Raw genomic sequence first — 19,573 nt, forward strand, 5'->3', positions numbered from 1 at the left:
GACTAAACAATGTCAGATGCGGCACAAGAAAAAATATTCCAAAACGACATCCTTGACCAAATGCAGTCTCACGGTTGGTTGCTGGGCGAGTCGAACAAGTACAACAAAGAGTTGGCACTTTACCCTGAAGATGTGATTGCTTTTGTGAAAGCAACACAGCCTGAGCAATGGGATAAGCTGGCGCAGCACTTTCCTGACACTGACCGTAACCCAAACGCAACGGCTGATGCTCTACTCAAGTCATTAGAACAAGAGCTAAAAAATGAAGGCACGCTGTGGGTTTTGCGGAACAAACTCAATAACCGTGGTGCGAAGTTTGACCTTTGCAGTTTCAAGCCTGATCACGACTTAAACTCAACGGCAACCGCTCGTTATGAGCAAAATATTCTGCGAGTCGTGCCAGAGCTGGTTTACTCACCCAACGGCTATGATGGGCGTTTAGATTTAACCCTATTTGTCAATGGTATCCCTGTTGCTACCTGCGAGCTTAAATCTGAGTTTAAACAGTCGATTGATAACGCTAAAGTCCAGTATATGAAGGACAGGCAGCCGAAAGATCCAAAAACTCGTAAACCAGAGCCGTTATTAACCTTTAGGCGTGGTGCATTGGTTCACTTTGCCGTGAGCCAATACAATGTCGCAATGACCACTCGCTTAGATGGCAAGAAAACCTTTTTCCTACCGTTTGATCAAGGCACAAGTGAAGGTGGTAAAGGTAATGATGTTCCTGAAGATGGTGGTTACGCAACGTCTTACCTTTGGAATGAGATTTTCCAAAAAGATAACCTGCTGCTAATCCTAAGCCGTTATATTCATCTTGAAGTGAAAGACGTTGAACACCTAGACGGTTCAATCACGTCAAAAGAAACGATGATTTTCCCTCGTTATCACCAGTGGGCGGTCGTCTCTAAGCTTCTTAAAACGGTGGATAGTGAAGGCACAGGGCATAAATACCTTATTCAGCATAGTGCAGGTTCAGGTAAATCAAACTCGATTGCGTGGCTATCTCACCAATTGGCTTCTAAGCATTACTACACCGATCATCCTGAGCTAAACAAACAAGCTGGGGATAAGGTTTTCGATTCCGTCATTGTCATCACTGACCGAACGGTACTGGATAGCCAGTTGCAAGACACGATTTATCAGTTTGACCATAACGAAGGAATGATTGCTCGTGTTAACCGAGAAGAGGCACAAGGCTCTAAATCTAGCCAATTAGCAGGAGAGCTAAAGGCAAGTACCTCAATCATTATCGTGACAATTCAAACCTTCCCACACGTTTTAGAGGCGATCCGTAAAGACTCAACCCTCGCAGGCCGAAGCTATGCTGTAATTGCCGATGAAGCACACTCCAGCCAGACAGGAACAACCGCTCGCAAACTGCGTGAAGTGCTCATGGCGGAGCAACTGGACGGTGATGAAGAGCTGGACAGTGAAGATATGCTGCGTTTATCTCTGGAAGCTCGTAAAGGCTCAAACAAACTCAGCTACTTTGCTTTTACCGCTACACCCAAGGCGAAAACATTAGAGCTGTTTGGTCGCAGACCAAATACCGATGAGCCAGCGAGCGACACCAATAAGCCGTTACCATTCCACGTTTATTCAATGCGCCAAGCAATTGAAGAAGGGTTTATTCTGGATGTTCTGCAAAACTACACCAGTTACCGAGTTGCTTACCAATTAGCGCACAACAACCCAGATTTAGATCACGAGGTGGACAGTAAAAAAGCAGCTTCGAAAATGGCGAAATGGGTTCGCTTGCACCCGTACAACATTGCTCAAAAAGTGGAAGCCATCATTGAGCACTTTAACGAGAAAGTGAAACATCTGCTGGGCGGTGAAGCAAAAGCAATGGTTGTTACCAGTAGCCGATTAGAAGCAGTGCGATACAAACTCGCTTTTGAAAAATACGTGCAGGACAAAGGTTACACCAACGTCAATGCCATGGTGGCCTTTTCAGGTGAAGTAAATGATCCTGATTTATCTGATCACCCTTTCACTGAAAATAATATGAACCCTAATCTGCGTGGTCGTGATATGCGTAAAGCATTTGATACCACAGATTATCAGGTGATGTTGGTTGCGAATAAATTCCAGACTGGTTTCGACCAACCGAAATTAGTAGCGATGTATGTCGATAAACCATTAAAAGGCGTTGAGTGTATACAGACCCTTTCAAGGCTAAACCGTACCTACAAAGGCAAGGACAAAACCTTTGTGCTCGATTTTGTGAATGATCCTGAAGAAATTTTGGCAGAGTTTAAGGTTTACTTCCAAACCGCAGAGTTGGCAGGTGTATCCGATCCAAACATCGTTTATGAGCTGATGAAGAAGTTGGATAAGGTTGGCATTTACCAGTGGCGAGAGGTTGAGGCATTTGTTGAGGCGTATAACAACAAGCAAGCGAGCCAAGCTAAATTAGCCAATGTGTGCAAACCTGCCGTTGATCGTTTCTCTGTTCGCTATAAAGAAGCGACACAAGTGCTTCAATCCGCACAAGCGGAACTGTCAAAAGCGAAAATTGAGCAGAACGACAAGAAAATCAAGTTTGCGGAAAACAGCGTCAAACACGCCAAAGAAGCACGAGATATTCTGGAAGTGTTCAAGAAAGATTTAATCTCTTTCTATCGCTTCTACGAGTTTACGTCTCAGATCGTCAATTTTGATGATTATGATCTGGAAAAGCTGAGTATCTTCGCTAAACATCTTTATCCACTGCTTCGCCTTGATGTGGTTGAGGATGAAATTGATTTATCCGATGTGGTAATGACACATTATCGCTTACACGAGCAGCGTGAAGCCGATCTACAGCTTGGCGTGAAAATTGGTGAAGAGCCAAAGCCTTACTTGCCAGCCGCGAAAGAAGGCACTGGTGCCGTTCCGAAAGATCCAAAAACTGAACTACTTAACGAGATTATCCAGAGAATGAACGATTTGTTTATTGAAGATGGTTTGTCTGAAAATGATATGCTCAATTATGCCAATACTATTGCAGGCAAGATCTCGGAAAATGAAGTGGTGATGGATCAGATCCGCAGCAACACCAAAGAACAAGCGATGCTTGGGCAATTCCCAGAATCGATCAACAACGCCATTATCGAGAGTATGGACGTACATAATGAGATGGCAATGAAACTTCTATCTAATGAGGCTGTTGCGAAAGGCTTTGCTGGGCTGATGTTTGATGTATTGATGAAGGGTTTGGGTAAGCCACAAGCTTAGTTTTTGAGGAAAGCCAGTGAGGAGCACTGGCTTTTATCTAGGGTATTCCGTTCTTTCAGTTTATTAAATAAACGTAATGAACGTAATAAACGAGTAAAATAGTTAGGGGGTAGTGATAAGAAAATAGATTTTTTTTCGTCCTGTTTTTCCACCTAACTTGAAATCAATTAGCTTTCCCGAAAGTTTATCAATGATTTCAATGCACTTATCACGCCCATAATTAGTCTGTTGTATTAAATGATCACGTAATTCAGTTTTATCCATCTCATTGGCACTTAGTACCTTAGTAATTAGTGAAACTGCATCGCTATACTTATTGAGGTAATTAGAGTAGTGACTTTCCTCAACTCTCAATAGCTTGTCTTTACAGTAAGTATCACTATCAATACGACAAACGGAATCTACCATTTCCGAGTAGGACATTTTTTCTGATTTTTCATAAGAGAAGGTTAACTCTAACGCATTATTTCCGCGTAACTTTTGGTTAATCAGTTTTATGTACCTAGTTTGTATACCATTTAAACTCTTTTTCTCTTCTTCTATATCCATCATATAGATACAATCGACGTCTTCAATAAGATCAGATGTGCCAGAGTAAATAAGGTTGTTGTTCATATCTCGGTTTTTATTTGTATGACCTAGCCCTATGAATGTACCCCCTTTAAGTATAAATTCACTCACCTTAATTCCAAAATTGCGCATGTTCTTCTTGTCCATCGTGTCTGCGAATTTTTTTAAAGTATCTACGATTAACACAACATTTTTTGCATCATCATCGGCAGTCAATCCACCTAATATATGTGACAGTGAATCTGTTTTAAATTTCTTATATCCGGGCACGAGAGTGTGAACCCCAATGGCAGATAGCACCTCTGTTTTTTCGATGACCCCGCTTTGAGAGTCGTCTGCATTAACATAGAAAATAGATAACCCATCAAGAAAGCCAGTAGCATAGGCTTGTTTTAGTTGATTTAACATTAATAGAGTTTTACCTGCGTTTGGTGGGGCAAAAAGGATGTTTGATTGACCTTTTAAAACTAGTCGATCAAAAATAAATATGTTTTCGTCGGCATCTTTCTTTATTTCTTCTAGGCTATTATTAATAGAATATGAATTAAGTAATGATAAAGTATTTTCTTTCATAGAATAACGTTTTGGTAAATTATGGGTGAGCGAAACCACTCACCCAAAAGTTAAGGTGAATAACCGTGATTATTTAAGTGTTTAGAAGGTTATTTAGATGTGTTTGGGAATTCTCTAAATCCATTATCTAAAATAAAGGCTGTATCAAGAGAGTTAAAAGCCCAACGAGAACCTGCCTGCCACCATTTACCTTCTGAGTTTTTGTATTCAACACAATAAATAAAGGCAAGAAAATTATCATCTTGATCGCGATACAACTGTTCTATACGATCATTAGTGCGGATATTTCTTCTAGAGTTATAGGTATAACCATCAGGTTCACGGTTTGTGTCATTGTTCATTAAATCACCCCTTGATTAGTAATTTAAAAAAGAAAAATAAGGAAGTACATTCTCTGTATGAGACGTATCAATCATGTTGACTGCTGGAGCCAGAATTTTTGGACTATATTGATAACTATAGGTATCGAATGACTCTGAATTGTGCGGTAGTCCAACAACACTATTAACGAGTTCATTAGATAGTGCGTTTAGCCTCTCTCCATGCTCATGCCCCGCAATGCTTTCAACAATATCTTTTGAAACTAATTTCTGCTTTAACTCATTAATAAAGCTCCTGCGGAACGAATAACCATTATATTTACTATCTATGCCTAATGCTTTTCGTCTGCGTGCAAACCACTTAGACACCATTGGTGAATAATAGCCATTAGCAAAACTTAGTTCTGGAAACAAGCGGCCACTTTCCTTAGAGTTAACAAACTCAATGAAACCTTTCTTTAATAGCTCATTGTGTATAGGTATTAGTCGAGTTTTCCCTGTTTTTACACTTTGATCTTCAAGGGCGTCACGGATTATTAGGCAGTAAATACCATCAGCAATCACAATATCAGAATATACCAACTGGCATATTTCATTCATTCTTGCCCCCGTATACCTTAATAGCATTGGAATCCAGTAATAAAATGGGTGTAGGTATTTATGTTTCGCATAGTCAGACATAGAAAAAATACTGAATAAGTGCTCTTCTGTAAAAGGAAATACCGTCTTTACCTGAGTGGACTTTTTCATAGGTAGTTTGTAAAAAACATTGTCAGATACATAACCATGAGATTTAGCCCAAGCCATGAAGGTGGACATTTTTTGGATATGACCTTTGGCGGTTTCTAGTGAAATGTATTTTTTCTTTTTACGTAGTGATTCATTTTTTGCGATTAAGTCAAAACCTTGTAAACCTTCTAGCTCAGGATACTTCTGTGGGTTCTTCGGTCTATAACAGTACGCTTTGGCAATTTTTTCGGCACCACTACGGTCGAGTTCGTTGAGATCTAAAAAGTCCATAAAATTCAGAATCATTCGGATAATGTCATGATCCTGACAAATGTTTTTTTTCTTTGATTTTCCGAGCTTTAATCGGTATTCAGTATATTCATTGAGAATGTCAAAGCATGTTTTTGGCTCTACGGTTTTTTGACTTTTGGGTACAGGGCGTTCAAACAGCAGAGGGTTAGAGCCTGTATCTGTCATGTTGTTATACTGATGAACTGCTTCATTTGTAACAATGCAAGCAGTTGCACTTGAAGATGCCATATATAATCCTTTTTATTGTTTGATTTTGTGGCCTTCAATTAATGTAAAGATGAAAGTATGTGTTCGTAAAACATTATCTTTCTTATATTAAGTTGTTGTTTTTATTTATAAAATTTCAAGTCAAGGTGATATCTTTTGTTTGTTAACATTTGGTTTTTATATTAAGTGTATGTTTTTAAAGGTATTAATTTTTATTTTCTGGGCGTGAATTCACGCCCGTTTTTTTGTGAACTATATCACTTTATTGTGGGTTAAATATCTTGACCTGATAATGTGAGCATTTTTTGTGGGGTTAGGGTCTATTAAGTTGATAACTTCCCTAAGTTGATGGGTCTCTATTCCTTTACCATATCGATCGTAAGTGATGTTGTTTTGAGCGTGACCGAGTAATTCACCAGCCACGATATGTGAAATCTGGTGCTTCTTGAATTGAGTGGCAACAGTATGTCTGAATGAGTGAAAATCATGCCCTCTACTAAACCCTAGTTTGCTTTTTAAGCGTCCAAACCACTTTGATGCAGCAGATCCAAACCCATCCCTAGACTCTTTGAGTTCAGGAAAGACTCGCTCATGCTGCACTGATTGCACAAACTCAATGAAACCATGAGAAATTAATTGATCATGGATAGGCACAATACGGCGGCTTGTCTGGTTCTTTAGTTTTTGTCCCTCAAACCTGTCATCAATGTGAATTACCCAGATGCCATCACTTTTATAAATGTCCTTTCGGTAAAGCTGGCATAGCTCGTTAAGCCGTGCGCCCGTGAAGTAAGCAAGTAGTGGTAACCAAAAATAGTAGGGGTGCTTATGTTCTTGCTTAGTGCATATGATGGCATCGAATATTTTCTCCAGATCAATCGGAGTGTAAGCATTTTTTGCTTCACTATCTCGACGAGTTTTTTTGAATCGAATCGCTTTGAATGGATTGATATCGGTGAGTTCATTCAATTGACACCATTCGAAGAACCCAGACAGCTTCTGGCAATAGTCTCTGACGGATTCATCGCTCAGTGTTGGTAGCCCCAGATCTTTATTTAGCTTAATTGCGTCATGACCTGAAAGACCTTTAAATTGTTTGTGCTTTTTGAGGTTCGCTGGATAGTTGCGTAGGAGGGACGCAGCCGATTCAGCATCAGAACGCCGAATTGTTTTCAAGTGTGGCTTACCAACAAGCCCTAGAACAATCTTACATTTGGCTTCTAACATCGTTACCGCCTTCTGTGATATATGCTCTGCTTTGTACCTACAAAAGCGTTCTAGCGCCTCATAACACGAGACTTCTTTTGTTGTTGGGGTCTTTACTTGCGAAATGATAGGTGTGGAAGGGTGTTTATCAACTGATGCCACTGGCGACAAGATAGCCTTGCGAACTTGAATTTCAAGTTCAAGAGCCATGATCGTGGCTTGGGCTTTATCTGATGTTTTAAGGGAGCGTTTTATCTCACGACGATCTCCAAAGAGATGACGATGGTGAGGTGGAACTTGGTAACGAAATTGCCAAGTCCCTGATTTTGAGATGTGTAGATAGCGCATGTTTAGTACCAACCTTTAGTACAAACAGCCTAAATCCAAGTGTCAAATATACAAAAAGGGCGACAAATCAATGACTTGTCGCCCTTTCCAAACGTTTGGTGGAGCTGGCGGGAGTTGAACCCGCGTCCGAAAACCGTTCATCATTGGTACTACATGCTTAGTCGATCTTTAATTTCGCCACCCACCTGCGAACCGACACGCTAATGAATGACTAGCCTGAATTAAAATTCGCCGTTCATCTCTCAGGCGGGAGAATCCGGGCTAGCGCGTTTGGGTTTGATCCCTCGTTGATCCCCGTCTTACGTGCGGAAGCTAGGGCGAGAGAGCTCTTAGCAGGTTATTAAGCTGCTAGTGCGTAGTTTTCGTCGTTTGCGACTATTTTTTTGCGGTTTGTTAACGAGGCCTACCGCACCTCGGCATGCACCTCAGACTTCTGAATTCCCGTCGAATCCTAAATCAGCCCCAGGTAATATTCGCATAGTAACAGAAAAGCATTGGCTGTCCAGTACTATGCGTTTAAGTGGTCAAGATTAACGCAGCGCGCTCTTCATTACGCGTGCTTTTTCTCTTGCCCAGTCTTTTTCTTTTAGATCCGTACGTTTATCGTGCAGCTTTTTACCTTTTGCTACGCCAATTTTTAGTTTCACCCAAGAGCGAGACCAGTACAGTGAGAGGGCCGTTAATGTCATACCTTCACGGTTTACACGTCCGAATAGATTATCCAGCTCACGACGACTCATTAGTAGTTTACGCACACGTGTAGGATTCGCCACAACGTGTGTCGATGCCTGATTTAAAGGAGTGATTGTCATGCCACTCACAAAGGCTTCACCGTCACGCATAAATACGTAACTTTCAGAAATATTGGCTTTACCTTGGCGAAGGGCTTTCACTTCCCAACCTTGGAGCTCCAAGCCAGCTTCGATTTCATCATCGATGAAATACTCGTGGCGAGCTTTTTTATTCAGCGCGATAGTATTGCTACCCGCTTTTTGTTTCGTTTTTTTCTTTGCCATAATAGCGTCATTATACGGGTTGGATATCGGATAGGAAATCCTTTTATTTGCGCAATCGTGGAATAAAAGTAAAATTGGCGAGTAGCTTTAAATCTGTACATGTATCGATAGGAGTATGTATGAAGCAAGTCAGCCGTTCTGCGCTTGTGTCTTTTAGCGCCGAACAGATGTTCAATCTGGTTAATGATGTTGCTAAATACCCTGAATTTCTGCCTGGTTGCTCGGGCTCTAGAATCATTGAGTCTTCGGGGAATGGTATGGTGGCTTCTGTCGATGTGGCGAAGGCTGGAATCAGCAAAACGTTTACGACTTCAAATGAGTTGATCCCCGGTCAGGCAATTATGATGAACTTGGTGGATGGCCCGTTTAAGACGTTGCGTGGTGGTTGGATTTTTACCGCGCTAGATGAACAAGCTTGCAAGGTTGAACTAAAGCTTGAGTTTGAATTCTCAAGTAAAATGATTGAGATGGCCTTCGGTAAGATTTTTAACGAGCTTACTAGTAATATGGTAAATGCATTTACTAAACGCGCAAAACAGGTCTACGAGTGTTATGAGTATTGAGTCAGATATGATTCACGTTGAGGTTGTCTATGCTCTTCCTCATGAACAGCGTGTATTTAACTTAGTGGTAAATAATCACGCAACGGTAGAAGAGATCATTCGACAATCCGGTGTATTGGAGTTGTACCCTGAAATTGATTTGTCCAAGAACAAAGTGGGTGTGTTTAGTCGTAACGTGAAGTTGGATGCGACCGTTCGAGATCGAGACCGAATAGAGATTTATCGTCCGTTACTCGCCGATCCGAAAGAGATTCGCCGTAAAAGGGCGGAGCAGGCTAAAGCCGAGGGAAGTGCAGACCCAGTCACCGGTGGCAAGCCTAGTACTGTACGTAAAAATAAGCAGGATTAATATAAACCCAATAGCTCATGTGAGTTACTCAAAGTTTGACTAACGTGATTTCTATATAATAAAAAACCTCCCAAACGGGAGGTTTTTTTGCAAAAGTCAGTTTACTGAATTTGCTCGTAAAATGCGTCACTTTTTGGAAAGTCACCACTGATGTCTGCGAGTGTGCCTTGGTCATTAAAGTTTACAATCAGATCTTTCTGTACTGGTTCGCCATGGCCAGGAGTATGATGATAGATGTAATACCAAGTGTTTGGATAGCCGTTTTCAATAAGCATTGGCGACCCTAATACGAAGCGAACCTGTGCTTTAGTCATCCCAAACTTTAATTTATCAACCGCACTTTGTTCTACATAGTTGCCTTGGTTGATATCAATACGATAAACCAGTCTTTCCAATACCGAACATCCTGTCAGCAATGTCATTGCTAATGGTACGGCAACTAACCACTTCTTTAATTGCATAATAATTTCTTAGTAACCTTTAAAATACTGCGCTGATAATAAACAAGCTCGACGCAGATGTAAAAAGCTATGCGTCGTATGGTAGACAATCTGACAACGAATTTTGAGTTGAGTTGCATTTATTCACCGATATTAGGCGGTAAATGTCACCACATGACGTATTAGTTAGGTGACGAAGAGCAAATTTCAATCGGAAGTAGGGTGATGGACGCTTTCAGCGGTGAGCAAAGCCTAGTGACTCGTTAGTCGGTTTTGGCGAATTCGCGTAATGCATCACCTGAAAAACGATAATACTCTTTTTCATGAATTAGTGTTGCACCAATTGAGCGGTAAAACTGACCTGCGGTAGGGTTACTACTTTCAGCTGTCCAGTCCAACCTTTGGCATCTACACTTGATCGCCAAAGATGCCAGATACTTCATTAACTTGAGACCAACCCCTTTTCCTCGAACCTTCGAAGATACGAACAGATCTTTTAAGTACATCTGCCCTGAGAGTTTTGGGGCAGGGAACATGACGGTATAAGATGCAAAGCCTACGACGTCATCATTATCGTAAACCGCAATGATATTAACACCAGAATGTTCAGAGAAGACTTGGCTCTTTAGATAATGGACCAGATCGTGTTTTGATGAAGCTTTTTCTTTGAAGTAGTAATGTTCTAACTCAATAAAAATAGGGATGAGATCTAAGCAGTTGGTTTTGTGTATTGCTCTGATATCCATATCTCATCCCTTGTCGATTTATTAAGCGGCGATAAGCAGTTCTTTTGCGTTTGCCAACGTTGAGTCGGTTATTTGACTACCACCAAGTAAGCGAGCTAATTCTGCCACACGTTGTTGTTCATCTAATGCGTGCATTTGGGTTTCGGTTTGGCCTGCTTTGGTTTGCTTAGCAACAAACATTTGTTGATGGCCGCATCCGGCAACTTGAGGGAGGTGAGTGACACACAATACTTGAGTAGATTCGCCAAGCTTGCGTAGCATTTTGCCCACTACGGCAGCTGTTGGGCCACTAATACCTACGTCCACTTCATCGAAGATTAAACTTGGTGTATCTACTTTCTGAGCGGTGATCACTTGGATAGCTAGAGAGATACGTGATAGCTCACCGCCTGACGCAACTTTTGCTATAGGTTGCAATGGTTGTCCCAGGTTGGTCGATACTAAGAAGCACACGCTGTCCATGCCAAGCGGCGATGGGTGCGTGTTGTCATTGCTAACTTCGATACTGAATACTGCTTTCTCCATGCTCAATTCGTGCATGCTTTGTGTGATCAGTTTGTTCAGTTCTTTTGCGTACCGGCTGCGTGATTTGTGCAGTTTTTCTGCTTGTGTTAGAAAGCTTTGGTACTTGTGTTCTACTTCTTGAGCAAGTTCATCTAAACGTTCATCGGAGCAATCTAACGCTTCTACTTGGGCCAGAAGATCTTGATGATGCTGGTAGAGTTCTTCTGGCATTACGTTGTGTTTACGAGCTACAGACATCACTTTAGAAAAACGTTCTTCTACATAAGCCATACGAGCTGGATCAACATCGATGCCATCTAAGTAGCTGCGTAATTCATTCTTCGTTTCTTCAAGTTGAATCATCGCTTCTGACAGCATGTTAGGTAGCTCAGATAGCTTTTCATCTAATTCGGCTAATTGAATTAGGGAGTGATTGGCCGATTGCAAAATACCAAGCGCATTGACTTCTTCACCTTCGTAAATAAGTTCGATGGCTTGCTGACAGGTAGTGGCGAGTTCACCACTGTTGGATAGTCGTTTATGCTCTTGCTCGAGCTCTGCAAATTCTTCTTCACCTAGCGATAACTCATTCAGTTCTTTGATTTGGTATTCAAGCAACTGTTTTTGCGCCTGGTTTTGCTGGCTATTTTCTTTTAGCTGCTTGAGGTTATTATCCGCCTGACGCCAATGCTGGTAAGCACTTCGTGTGCTTTTTAGTAGGTTTAAATGCCCAGCATATTGGTCGAGCATGGCCATTTGGTGCTCACTTTTCATCAATTGATGATGAGCGTGCTGCCCATGGATATTGATAAGTAGCTGCCCTAGAGATTTGAGTTGTGATAGTGGAACAGGGCTGCCATTAATGAAGGCTCTTGAGCGGCCTTCTTTTGTGATAATACGACGCAAAATACACTCACTGCCATCTAGCAGATCGTTATCTTCTAACCAACGTGTTGCATGTAAGTTGTTGTCCAATAAAAAAGCGGCGCTAACTTCGGTTTTCTCTTCACCTTGTCGCACCATGCCGGCATCGGCTCGTCCGCCTAAGCAGAGCCCTAAAGCATCGATAGCAATGGATTTACCCGCGCCTGTTTCACCTGTAATGGTGGTCATGCCCTTAGAAAGCTCGAGTTGTAAAGACTTAACAATCGCAAAATTATTAACACTTAGATGAGCCAGCATTTTATTTACCTGTATAACTGAACAATACTGTATAAGAGAACAGTATATACTGTTTCTTTATACAGTAAAGTCAGGTGAGGAAAATTTTCTTTGTAGGCTGTTTTTTTGTGATGAAGTGGGAAAAATGAGCCGATGTGATTACAACGACTCATTAAAATTGAACAGGTTACGGACGAGTTGGGTTAATCGTTAGTGGTTCTAGTGTGACGACTGCATTCACACCTGCACCTGGGTGATCTACGTATGAAGTATCTTGCATTAGAGTGTAGTAAACGTCGACGAAGTCATCATCATTCGTGAGTACACCATCGGGGATAGTGTCGATGATCTTGTTCGTGATTTGCGGAATAATCGCGTAAGCCTGAACTTCTGGATCTGGAATCGCTTTCAATACTTCTTCGGCAACTTGAACAAGGAGTTTTGCCAATTGTTTATAGTCTGTGCCGTCATCCTGCTCCATGAGCACAATGTCTGCCGCACCCCAGCGGTAACGAGACCAGTGAATAATGATCTGATTTGGATAGTAATCTTGGTTATCGTAGTCTAAGTATGGAAGCTCCACCAAATCGAGAGTAGGTTCATCACGACTTGGATTGACGCCCGTTACGATAGCGTAGATTTCTGCCTTGCCAGAGATCCAAGGTTCTTTGTCATCGGCTAGACGGATCTTTTTCAACTGCGTAGTTTGAATTGGAGCCGCTTCGCCCACTGCGCTACTTGACAATAACGGTGTATTTTGGCGTTGTTCATCAGCAATATATGGTTGAACTAAAGCTGGTTGACCGAGTTTTTTCATCTCAGCTTGCATAGCTTGCAAGCCTGCTTTTAGCTCTGCAGAGCTATTGTTATCAACGACAAGTACAGGTACCTCAGGGAGCTGGTAAACATCGAGTTGATGGATGTTGCCATAAACATCAAATGCTTCGATGTATTGCCAATTCTCATCATCACCACTTGGTTCAAACGCAAATAATGGCTCGACCTCGCCACTTTGCCATGCTGTTATCATGGCTTCATTTGCCAAGCGAACTTCTAACAACTGATCTGAGTATTCAGAAATACCTTTCCAGCTACGAATTTGAGTGTCAGCTTGTACAAGCTGGCGGCTGAACTCTGAGTTAGGGTTTTGCTTAACAAATGCTGATACAGACACGTTAGTCTGTTGCGGAGTAATATCTCTTCTCAACATGGGTTCAATGGCAGCATAGTTCTCACTCAATTGTTGAGCTAGGGCACGCTTCGTCTTAGTGATATCTTCCGCTTTTGCGTTGGATACACTGTTGACTTGCGTTTCCTCTGATTGGCAGCCAACAAGTGCTAATGTACTGAGAACAGACAGAATGATGGTTTTCTTCATAATATGTCCTTTATTGATTGTATGAATAGAGTTAATACTCTATTCATGGTGAGAATATCACCGGACATAGATCATTGAATTTGCTTTTCTATCTTTTGTGTAAAGTTTGCCCACAGGATCAAAATTTATAAGCTTCTCTTTAATGATGACAAATATCGTGTCGCCTCACTACTTTGTGTCTATTTCTTGTCTAAGAAAGCCAAAAGCCAGTAGCAATTGAGCTGCTGGCTTTTTTATTGAAGTTATTACCCTGAGTAACAAGTGTTAGAACAATTTACTAGACCAGCCAAGCTTATTCCGTAAGACGTGATAGTAGCTGTAGTCTTTTGGATGGATGAGCTTTAGTACATTTGGACTTTGATAGATGTGAATTTCGTCGCCAGGGGTAACTGGAAGTGAGACTTGTCCATCACAGCTAACTTCTTGTGTTCCACGGTTTTCTGGTGATACCACCAATTTAATTCGACGTTTTCCATCAACCACCAAAGGTCGACTCGACAATGTATGAGGGAACATTGGCACGAGTGAAATGGCATTCAAGCTAGGAGAAAGAATTGGGCCGCCGCCAGAAAGTGAATATGCCGTCGAGCCAGTCGGAGTGGAGACAATCAAACCGTCGGCCCGTAAAGAGAAGGCGAAGCTTTCATCAATATACACTTCAAATTCAATCATATGAGCAATTTGCCCTGGGTGAAGTACGGCTTCGTTTAGCGCAGCGTTATGGCTCTTTATTTGTCCGTGGCGGTGTACTTCCGCCTCTAAAAGAAAACGTTCCTCTTCAATATACTCACCGTCGAGTACCGCTTGCAGAGACGCTTGGAAGTCGTCTGGGTTCAAGTCAGTTAAGAAGCCCAAATTTCCACGGTTCACGCCTATAACTGGCACATCAAATCGGGATAAAATTCTTGCCGCACCTAACATGTTGCCATCGCCACCAACCACAATGGCTAGATCGGCATTTTTTCCTAGTTCAACTAAGCTAGCAAACTGACTCTGTGGGATATCATCCAGTATTGCGGCAAGGCGATCGTCAATGAATACTTTATAGCCCTCAGAGGTCAACCATTGGTACAACTCTTTATGAGTTTGAATTGCTTGTTGATCTCTTGGTTTTCCGATAATCGCGATCACGTTACATGGATTTTTCATAGCATTTCCGCATTAAAGAGGCTTGAATCAGGAATCTTCATCCCCATAATAATGGCAAGTCACCTAAATATGCGAATTTTTATGTGGTTAAAGCCCGCAAAAACGCGCATGGCTTTAAGGGCATTATGTTGAATTCTGGAGATATCATGAGCAACGAAGAAAACAAAGTTACAGAAGAAGAGCTTGATCAAATCATCGAAGAGGCTGAAAAAGTAGAAGCTGAAGCACAAGAAGTTGAAGCTGAGCTTGAAGAGTTTGGTGATGAGACAGACGCTAAGATTGCTCAACTAGAAGCGGCACTATTGTCTAGCGAGGCAAAAGTAAAAGAGCAACAAGATGCGGTGTTGCGTTCTAAAGCTGAAGTAGAAAACATGCGTCGTCGCACTGAGCAAGAGATCGATAAAGCACGTAAGTTTGCGTTGAACAAGTTTGCAGAAGAGCTGCTTCCTGTTATTGATAACCTAGAGCGTGCAATTCAAGCGGCAGATACAGAGAATGAAACTGTGAAGCCGTTCCTAGAAGGCGTTGAACTAACACATAAAACGTTTGTAGACGTTGTAGCGAAATTTGGCTTGAAAGCAATCAACCCTGAAGGTGAAGCATTCAATCCAGAGTTTCATCAAGCGATGTCGATTCAGGAGAGCCCTGATCATGAATCAAACACTGTTATGTTTGTTATGCAAAAAGGTTACGAACTAAACGGCCGTGTGATTCGTCCGGCAATGGTAATGGTTGCTAAGTAACTTTAACTACCTGTTTTTTAAATATAAAAGCGCCCATCATTTTTGATGGGCGCTTTTTTGTTTTAAACATAAATGACTGCATCGAACTTCGTTGTATATCGATAAATGAAAATTTGATCCCCTTCATATTTTTTCCTATTGGTTAATTATTTTCCTATAGGAGATTTTCTCTCATCTCGCTGCGTGTTTATTAACGGAAAGGGCTATAAGTGATTGTAATCATTCGTTGTGTGAATATTTGTTCTGCATAGGAATGTAAATATAGTCATTTTTTCTAAAACAATGTCGTTAACAAAAATGTAAATTATCACTTTATTTTGTAACTTCGGTGTGTATGATTTGCGACTAATGCTTTAAAAGTAAGCATATATAACTACAAAAATGTAAATAGTAAACACAACATATCGGAGATTTATAATGGATAAATCGCTTTCTAGTAAGATTTTTATAGGCTTGTTTGCCGGCCTTGTGCTGGGGACAGCAATTCAGTACTTATTTAGCGGCATTGCGATTTTTGATACATACCTACTTGGAGCAGCAGAAGGTGTTGGCGGCATGTTCGTCTCACTGATCAAATTGCTTGTTGTTCCTTTAGTTTACATTTCAATCGTATGCGGCATTGTTGACTTGAAAGACATCAGTGCATTTGGTCGTCTTGGTGGAAAAACTTTTACCCTTTACATTCTTAACACCATCATTGCGATTACGGCGGCTTTGACTGTCGGCTTGATCTTCCAGCCAGGAGCGGGCGCCAATCTAGCAGGAACGGTATCTGAGGCTGTACAGCTGACAACGACAGAGACGCCGGACATTTTCTCTTTAGTTGTTAACATTGTTCCTAGCAACCCTGTACAAGCGTTTGCTAGCGGCGACATGCTGCAAATCATCTTTATGGCAATTTTGACGGGGCTTGCAATTCAAGCTTTGGATTCTCGTGGTGGCCCAGCTATTCGCACATTCAAAATGGCAAATGAAATCATGATGAAATTGGTTGGATTAGTGATGAGTCTTGCACCATATGGTGTGTTCGCACTAATGATTCAACTAGGTGCAACGCTAAACGCCAATACATTAATGTCCGTTGCCGGTTACGTGGCTTTGGTGGTTGCGATGTTGGTGTTCTGGATCTTCTTCTTCTACCCAATGGCAGTGAGTATTGCGACAGGAACCTCTCCAAAGACTTTCCTACGTGCAACTCGTGAGCAGATTCTTTTCTCTCTATCTACCGCGAGCTCAAATGCGACTATCCCGGTAACGATGCGCACACTGACAGAAAAGCTTCAGGTCTCTAAATCGGTTGCTGGCTTCGGTGTACCACTGGGCGCAACGATGAATATGTCTGGTGTGTCTATCTATATTGCTCTCGCAACGATGTTTGTTGCGAACGCTTTTGGCCAGCCAATTAACACCGCAGACATCTTTACACTTGGCTTAACTATTCTTCTGTTATCTATTGGTGCTGGCGGCGTTCCTGGGGGCGGCGTGGTAATGGTAGGCGTTTTGCTTCACCAACTAGGTTTACCACCTGAAGGTTTAGCAATCATTGCAGCGGTCGACCGTATAAATGATATGTTCTGTACATCATCTAACGTTGTCGGCGACACGGCAGTGAACACCATTGTTGCAAAAACAGAAGGTGAGATAGGTAAAGAAGAAGGTGTTGATGCTGAGCCTGCTCAAGCGAACGCCTAATACCTTGAATAATTTATTTTAACCCTAATATTGAAGCGAGCTCTTATGAGCTCGTTTTTTATTTAGGAAGAGTCGGACATAAATAAATTTATCTGGGAAATGACGTTTTGTTGCGCTACAGCAGTGTGACGAGTTCCCAACTAATCAGAAAGAAACACATAAATTTCGAAAAAAGACGCTTTTTTTTAATTCTGCCCTTGAAAAGCATTTTGCCGCCCTTATCTATGTGGCATAGAGAAGCAAACATTGATTATTTTTGTTTGTGAGCAAGGGTTGAAACCCGATTCTCCTCCCCCCACATTGGGGTTATAACCAAACGAAAATAGAATTTATTCGGAGATAGCCAGATGGGTAAAATCATTGGTATTGACTTAGGTACTACTAACTCATGTGTTGCTGTATTAGACGGCGACAAACCACGTGTAATTGAAAACGCAGAGGGCGAACGTACTACTGCATCGGTTATTGCTTACACTGACGGTGAGACGCTAGTAGGTCAACCAGCGAAACGTCAAGCAGTAACTAACCCAGAAAACACGCTATTTGCAATTAAGCGTCTAATCGGTCGTCGTTTTGAAGACGAAGAAGTTCAGCGTGACATCGAAATCATGCCTTACAAAATCGTTAAGGCTGACAACGGTGATGCTTGGGTAGAAGCGAAAGGCCAAAAAATGGCAGCTCCTCAGGTTTCTGCTGAAGTTCTTAAGAAAATGAAGAAAACTGCTGAAGACTTCCTTGGTGAGGAAGTAACTGGCGCAGTTATCACAGTACCTGCTTACTTTAACGATGCTCAGCGTCAAGCGACAAAAGATGCTGGCCGTATCGCAGGTCTAGAAGTTAAACGTATCATCAACGAACCAACGGCAGCTGCACTAGCTTACGGTCTAGATAAGAAAGGCGGCGATCGCACTATCGCGGTATACGACCTTGGTGGTGGTACATTCGATATTTCAATCATCGAAATTGATGAAGTTGAAGGCGAGAAAACATTCGAAGTTCTAGCAACTAACGGTGATACTCACCTAGGTGGTGAAGACTTTGATAACCGTCTAATCAACTACTTGGTTGATGAGTTCAACAAAGAGCAAGGCATCAACCTTAAGAACGACCCACTAGCAATGCAGCGTGTTAAAGAAGCAGCAGAGAAAGCGAAAATCGAGCTTTCTTCTACTTCTCAAACAGACGTAAACCTACCTTACGTTACTGCAGATGCAACTGGTCCTAAGCACATGAACATTAAAGTGACTCGTGCAAAACTAGAATCTCTAGTTGAAGACCTAGTACAACGCTCTCTTGAGCCATTAAAAGTAGCTTTAGCTGATGCTGACCTATCAGTAAACGACATCACTGACGTAATCCTAGTTGGTGGTCAGACTCGTATGCCAATGGTTCAAGCGAAAGTTGCTGAGTTCTTTGGTAAAGAAGCGCGCCGTGACGTAAACCCTGACGAAGCAGTAGCAATGGGTGCTGCAGTTCAAGGTGGTGTACTTGCTGGTGACGTTAAAGACGTACTACTACTAGACGTAACTCCACTGTCTCTAGGTATCGAGACAATGGGTGGCGTGATGACTAAGTTAGTTGAGAAGAACACAACTATCCCAACTAAAGCGAACCAAGTTTTCTCTACAGCGGAAGACAACCAGAGCGCGGTAACTATCCACGTTCTACAAGGTGAGCGTAAGCAAGCGATGTACAACAAGTCTCTAGGCCAATTTAACCTAGAAGGCATCCAGCCTGCACCACGTGGTATGCCACAAATCGAGGTTACGTTTGACCTTGATGCGGATGGTATCCTACACGTGTCTGCGAAAGACAAGCAGACTGGTAAAGAGCAGAAGATCACTATCCAAGCTTCTGGCGGTCTAAGCGATGAAGACATCGAGAAAATGGTTCAAGAAGCAGAAGCTAACAAAGAAGCGGACAAGAAGTTCGAAGAGCTAGCGACTGCACGTAACCAAGCTGACCAAATGATTCACGGTACTCGTAAGCAAGTAGAAGAAGCTGGTGAAGCGCTACCTGCAGAAGAGAAAGAGAAGATTGAAGCAGCAATTTCTGAGCTAGAAACAGCACGTAAAGGCGAAGACAAAGAAGCTATCGATGCTAAAGTTCAAGCACTAATGACTGCTTCTCAAAAGCTGATGGAAATCGCTCAACAACAAGCTCAAGCGCAGCAAGCACAAGGTGCTGACGCAGGTGCACAGTCTAAAGAAGACGACGTTGTAGATGCTGAGTTCGAAGAAGTTAAAGACGACAAGAAATAATATTTCTTAACCAGATGGCTGCATAGCCATCTGGGGTCGATAAGACTTCGTGTGCGGGCGTTTGGGGCAACTCTTACGCCCGTC

Annotated in this window: 16 protein-coding genes and 1 other RNA gene; 6 read left to right on the plus strand and 11 right to left on the minus strand. The window is 42.0% G+C overall.

What is annotated here, in order from left to right:
* Positions 1-9: 9 nt before the first annotated feature.
* Positions 10-3,222, plus strand: a complete 3,213-nt coding sequence (locus tag R7190_RS16805; protein WP_225452461.1) for a type I restriction endonuclease subunit R — start codon at positions 10-12, stop codon at positions 3,220-3,222.
* A 102-nt stretch (positions 3,223-3,324) separates the two neighbouring features.
* Here the strand turns inward: R7190_RS16805 and R7190_RS16810 are convergent, their stop codons facing one another.
* The 6 genes from R7190_RS16810 to smpB form a co-directional block, all read right to left on the minus strand.
* Positions 3,325-4,365 (minus strand): helicase RepA family protein, encoded by a 1,041-nt coding sequence (locus tag R7190_RS16810; RefSeq protein ID WP_225452462.1) that lies wholly within the window; start codon positions 4,363-4,365, stop codon positions 3,325-3,327.
* A gap of 89 nt (positions 4,366-4,454) precedes the next feature.
* Positions 4,455-4,706, minus strand: coding sequence for a hypothetical protein (locus R7190_RS16815; protein WP_193235870.1), 252 nt, complete (start codon positions 4,704-4,706; stop codon positions 4,455-4,457).
* A 15-nt stretch (positions 4,707-4,721) separates the two neighbouring features.
* On the minus strand, positions 4,722-5,954 hold the full coding sequence (locus R7190_RS16820) for a site-specific integrase (protein WP_193235871.1): 1,233 nt from the start codon (positions 5,952-5,954) through the stop codon (positions 4,722-4,724).
* 231 nt (positions 5,955-6,185) lie between these two features.
* Positions 6,186-7,487, minus strand: a complete 1,302-nt coding sequence (locus tag R7190_RS16825) for a site-specific integrase (RefSeq protein ID WP_225452463.1) — start codon at positions 7,485-7,487, stop codon at positions 6,186-6,188.
* Between the two features lie 96 nt (positions 7,488-7,583).
* Positions 7,584-7,951: a transfer-messenger RNA gene (gene ssrA / locus R7190_RS16830) on the minus strand.
* A gap of 66 nt (positions 7,952-8,017) precedes the next feature.
* A complete protein-coding gene (gene smpB, locus R7190_RS16835) occupies positions 8,018-8,503 on the minus strand; it encodes an SsrA-binding protein SmpB (protein ID WP_005381642.1) in 486 nt (161 codons plus the stop codon).
* Positions 8,504-8,622: 119 nt separating this feature from the next.
* Here smpB and R7190_RS16840 point away from each other — a divergent pair, with 119 nt between their 5' ends.
* Together R7190_RS16840 and R7190_RS16845 are read left to right on the plus strand one after the other, a co-directional pair.
* On the plus strand, positions 8,623-9,066 hold the full coding sequence (locus tag R7190_RS16840; protein ID WP_005381641.1) for an SRPBCC family protein: 444 nt from the start codon (positions 8,623-8,625) through the stop codon (positions 9,064-9,066).
* Complete coding sequence (locus tag R7190_RS16845; RefSeq protein ID WP_064376794.1) at positions 9,056-9,415, plus strand: RnfH family protein; 360 nt, start codon at positions 9,056-9,058, stop codon at positions 9,413-9,415. The genes R7190_RS16840 and R7190_RS16845 overlap by 11 nt, the downstream gene beginning before the upstream one ends.
* A 101-nt stretch (positions 9,416-9,516) precedes the next feature.
* On the opposite strand, the gene bamE is transcribed toward R7190_RS16845, so the two are convergent.
* The 5 genes from bamE to nadK all read right to left on the minus strand — a co-directional run bounded on the left by bamE (position 9,517) and on the right by nadK (position 14,793).
* The gene (gene bamE, locus R7190_RS16850) at positions 9,517-9,876 is read right to left on the minus strand and encodes an outer membrane protein assembly factor BamE (protein ID WP_017820585.1); all 360 of its coding nucleotides are present in this window, start codon (positions 9,874-9,876) and stop codon (positions 9,517-9,519) included.
* Between the two features lie 242 nt (positions 9,877-10,118).
* Positions 10,119-10,601: a GNAT family N-acetyltransferase gene (locus tag R7190_RS16855; RefSeq protein WP_064376795.1), complete on the minus strand. Its 483-nt coding sequence runs from the start codon at positions 10,599-10,601 to the stop codon at positions 10,119-10,121.
* A 21-nt stretch (positions 10,602-10,622) separates the two neighbouring features.
* On the minus strand, positions 10,623-12,287 hold the full coding sequence (gene recN / locus R7190_RS16860) for a DNA repair protein RecN (RefSeq protein ID WP_167415045.1): 1,665 nt from the start codon (positions 12,285-12,287) through the stop codon (positions 10,623-10,625).
* 166 nt (positions 12,288-12,453) lie between these two features.
* Positions 12,454-13,644: a DUF3103 domain-containing protein gene (locus R7190_RS16865; RefSeq protein ID WP_167415046.1), complete on the minus strand. Its 1,191-nt coding sequence runs from the start codon at positions 13,642-13,644 to the stop codon at positions 12,454-12,456.
* A 264-nt stretch (positions 13,645-13,908) separates the two neighbouring features.
* Complete coding sequence (gene nadK / locus R7190_RS16870) at positions 13,909-14,793, minus strand: NAD(+) kinase (RefSeq protein WP_005381631.1); 885 nt, start codon at positions 14,791-14,793, stop codon at positions 13,909-13,911.
* A gap of 146 nt (positions 14,794-14,939) precedes the next feature.
* Here nadK and grpE point away from each other — a divergent pair, with 146 nt between their 5' ends.
* The 3 genes from grpE to dnaK all read left to right on the plus strand — a co-directional run bounded on the left by grpE (position 14,940) and on the right by dnaK (position 19,489).
* Positions 14,940-15,536, plus strand: a complete 597-nt coding sequence (gene grpE, locus R7190_RS16875) for a nucleotide exchange factor GrpE (RefSeq protein WP_186584449.1) — start codon at positions 14,940-14,942, stop codon at positions 15,534-15,536.
* A gap of 417 nt (positions 15,537-15,953) precedes the next feature.
* Positions 15,954-17,228, plus strand: coding sequence for a dicarboxylate/amino acid:cation symporter (locus tag R7190_RS16880; protein ID WP_186584448.1), 1,275 nt, complete (start codon positions 15,954-15,956; stop codon positions 17,226-17,228).
* 347 nt (positions 17,229-17,575) lie between these two features.
* Positions 17,576-19,489: a molecular chaperone DnaK gene (gene dnaK, locus R7190_RS16885; protein WP_005381623.1), complete on the plus strand. Its 1,914-nt coding sequence runs from the start codon at positions 17,576-17,578 to the stop codon at positions 19,487-19,489.
* Positions 19,490-19,573 lie beyond the last annotated feature (84 nt).

This window comes from Vibrio sp. 1078-1 (assembly GCF_033340475.1).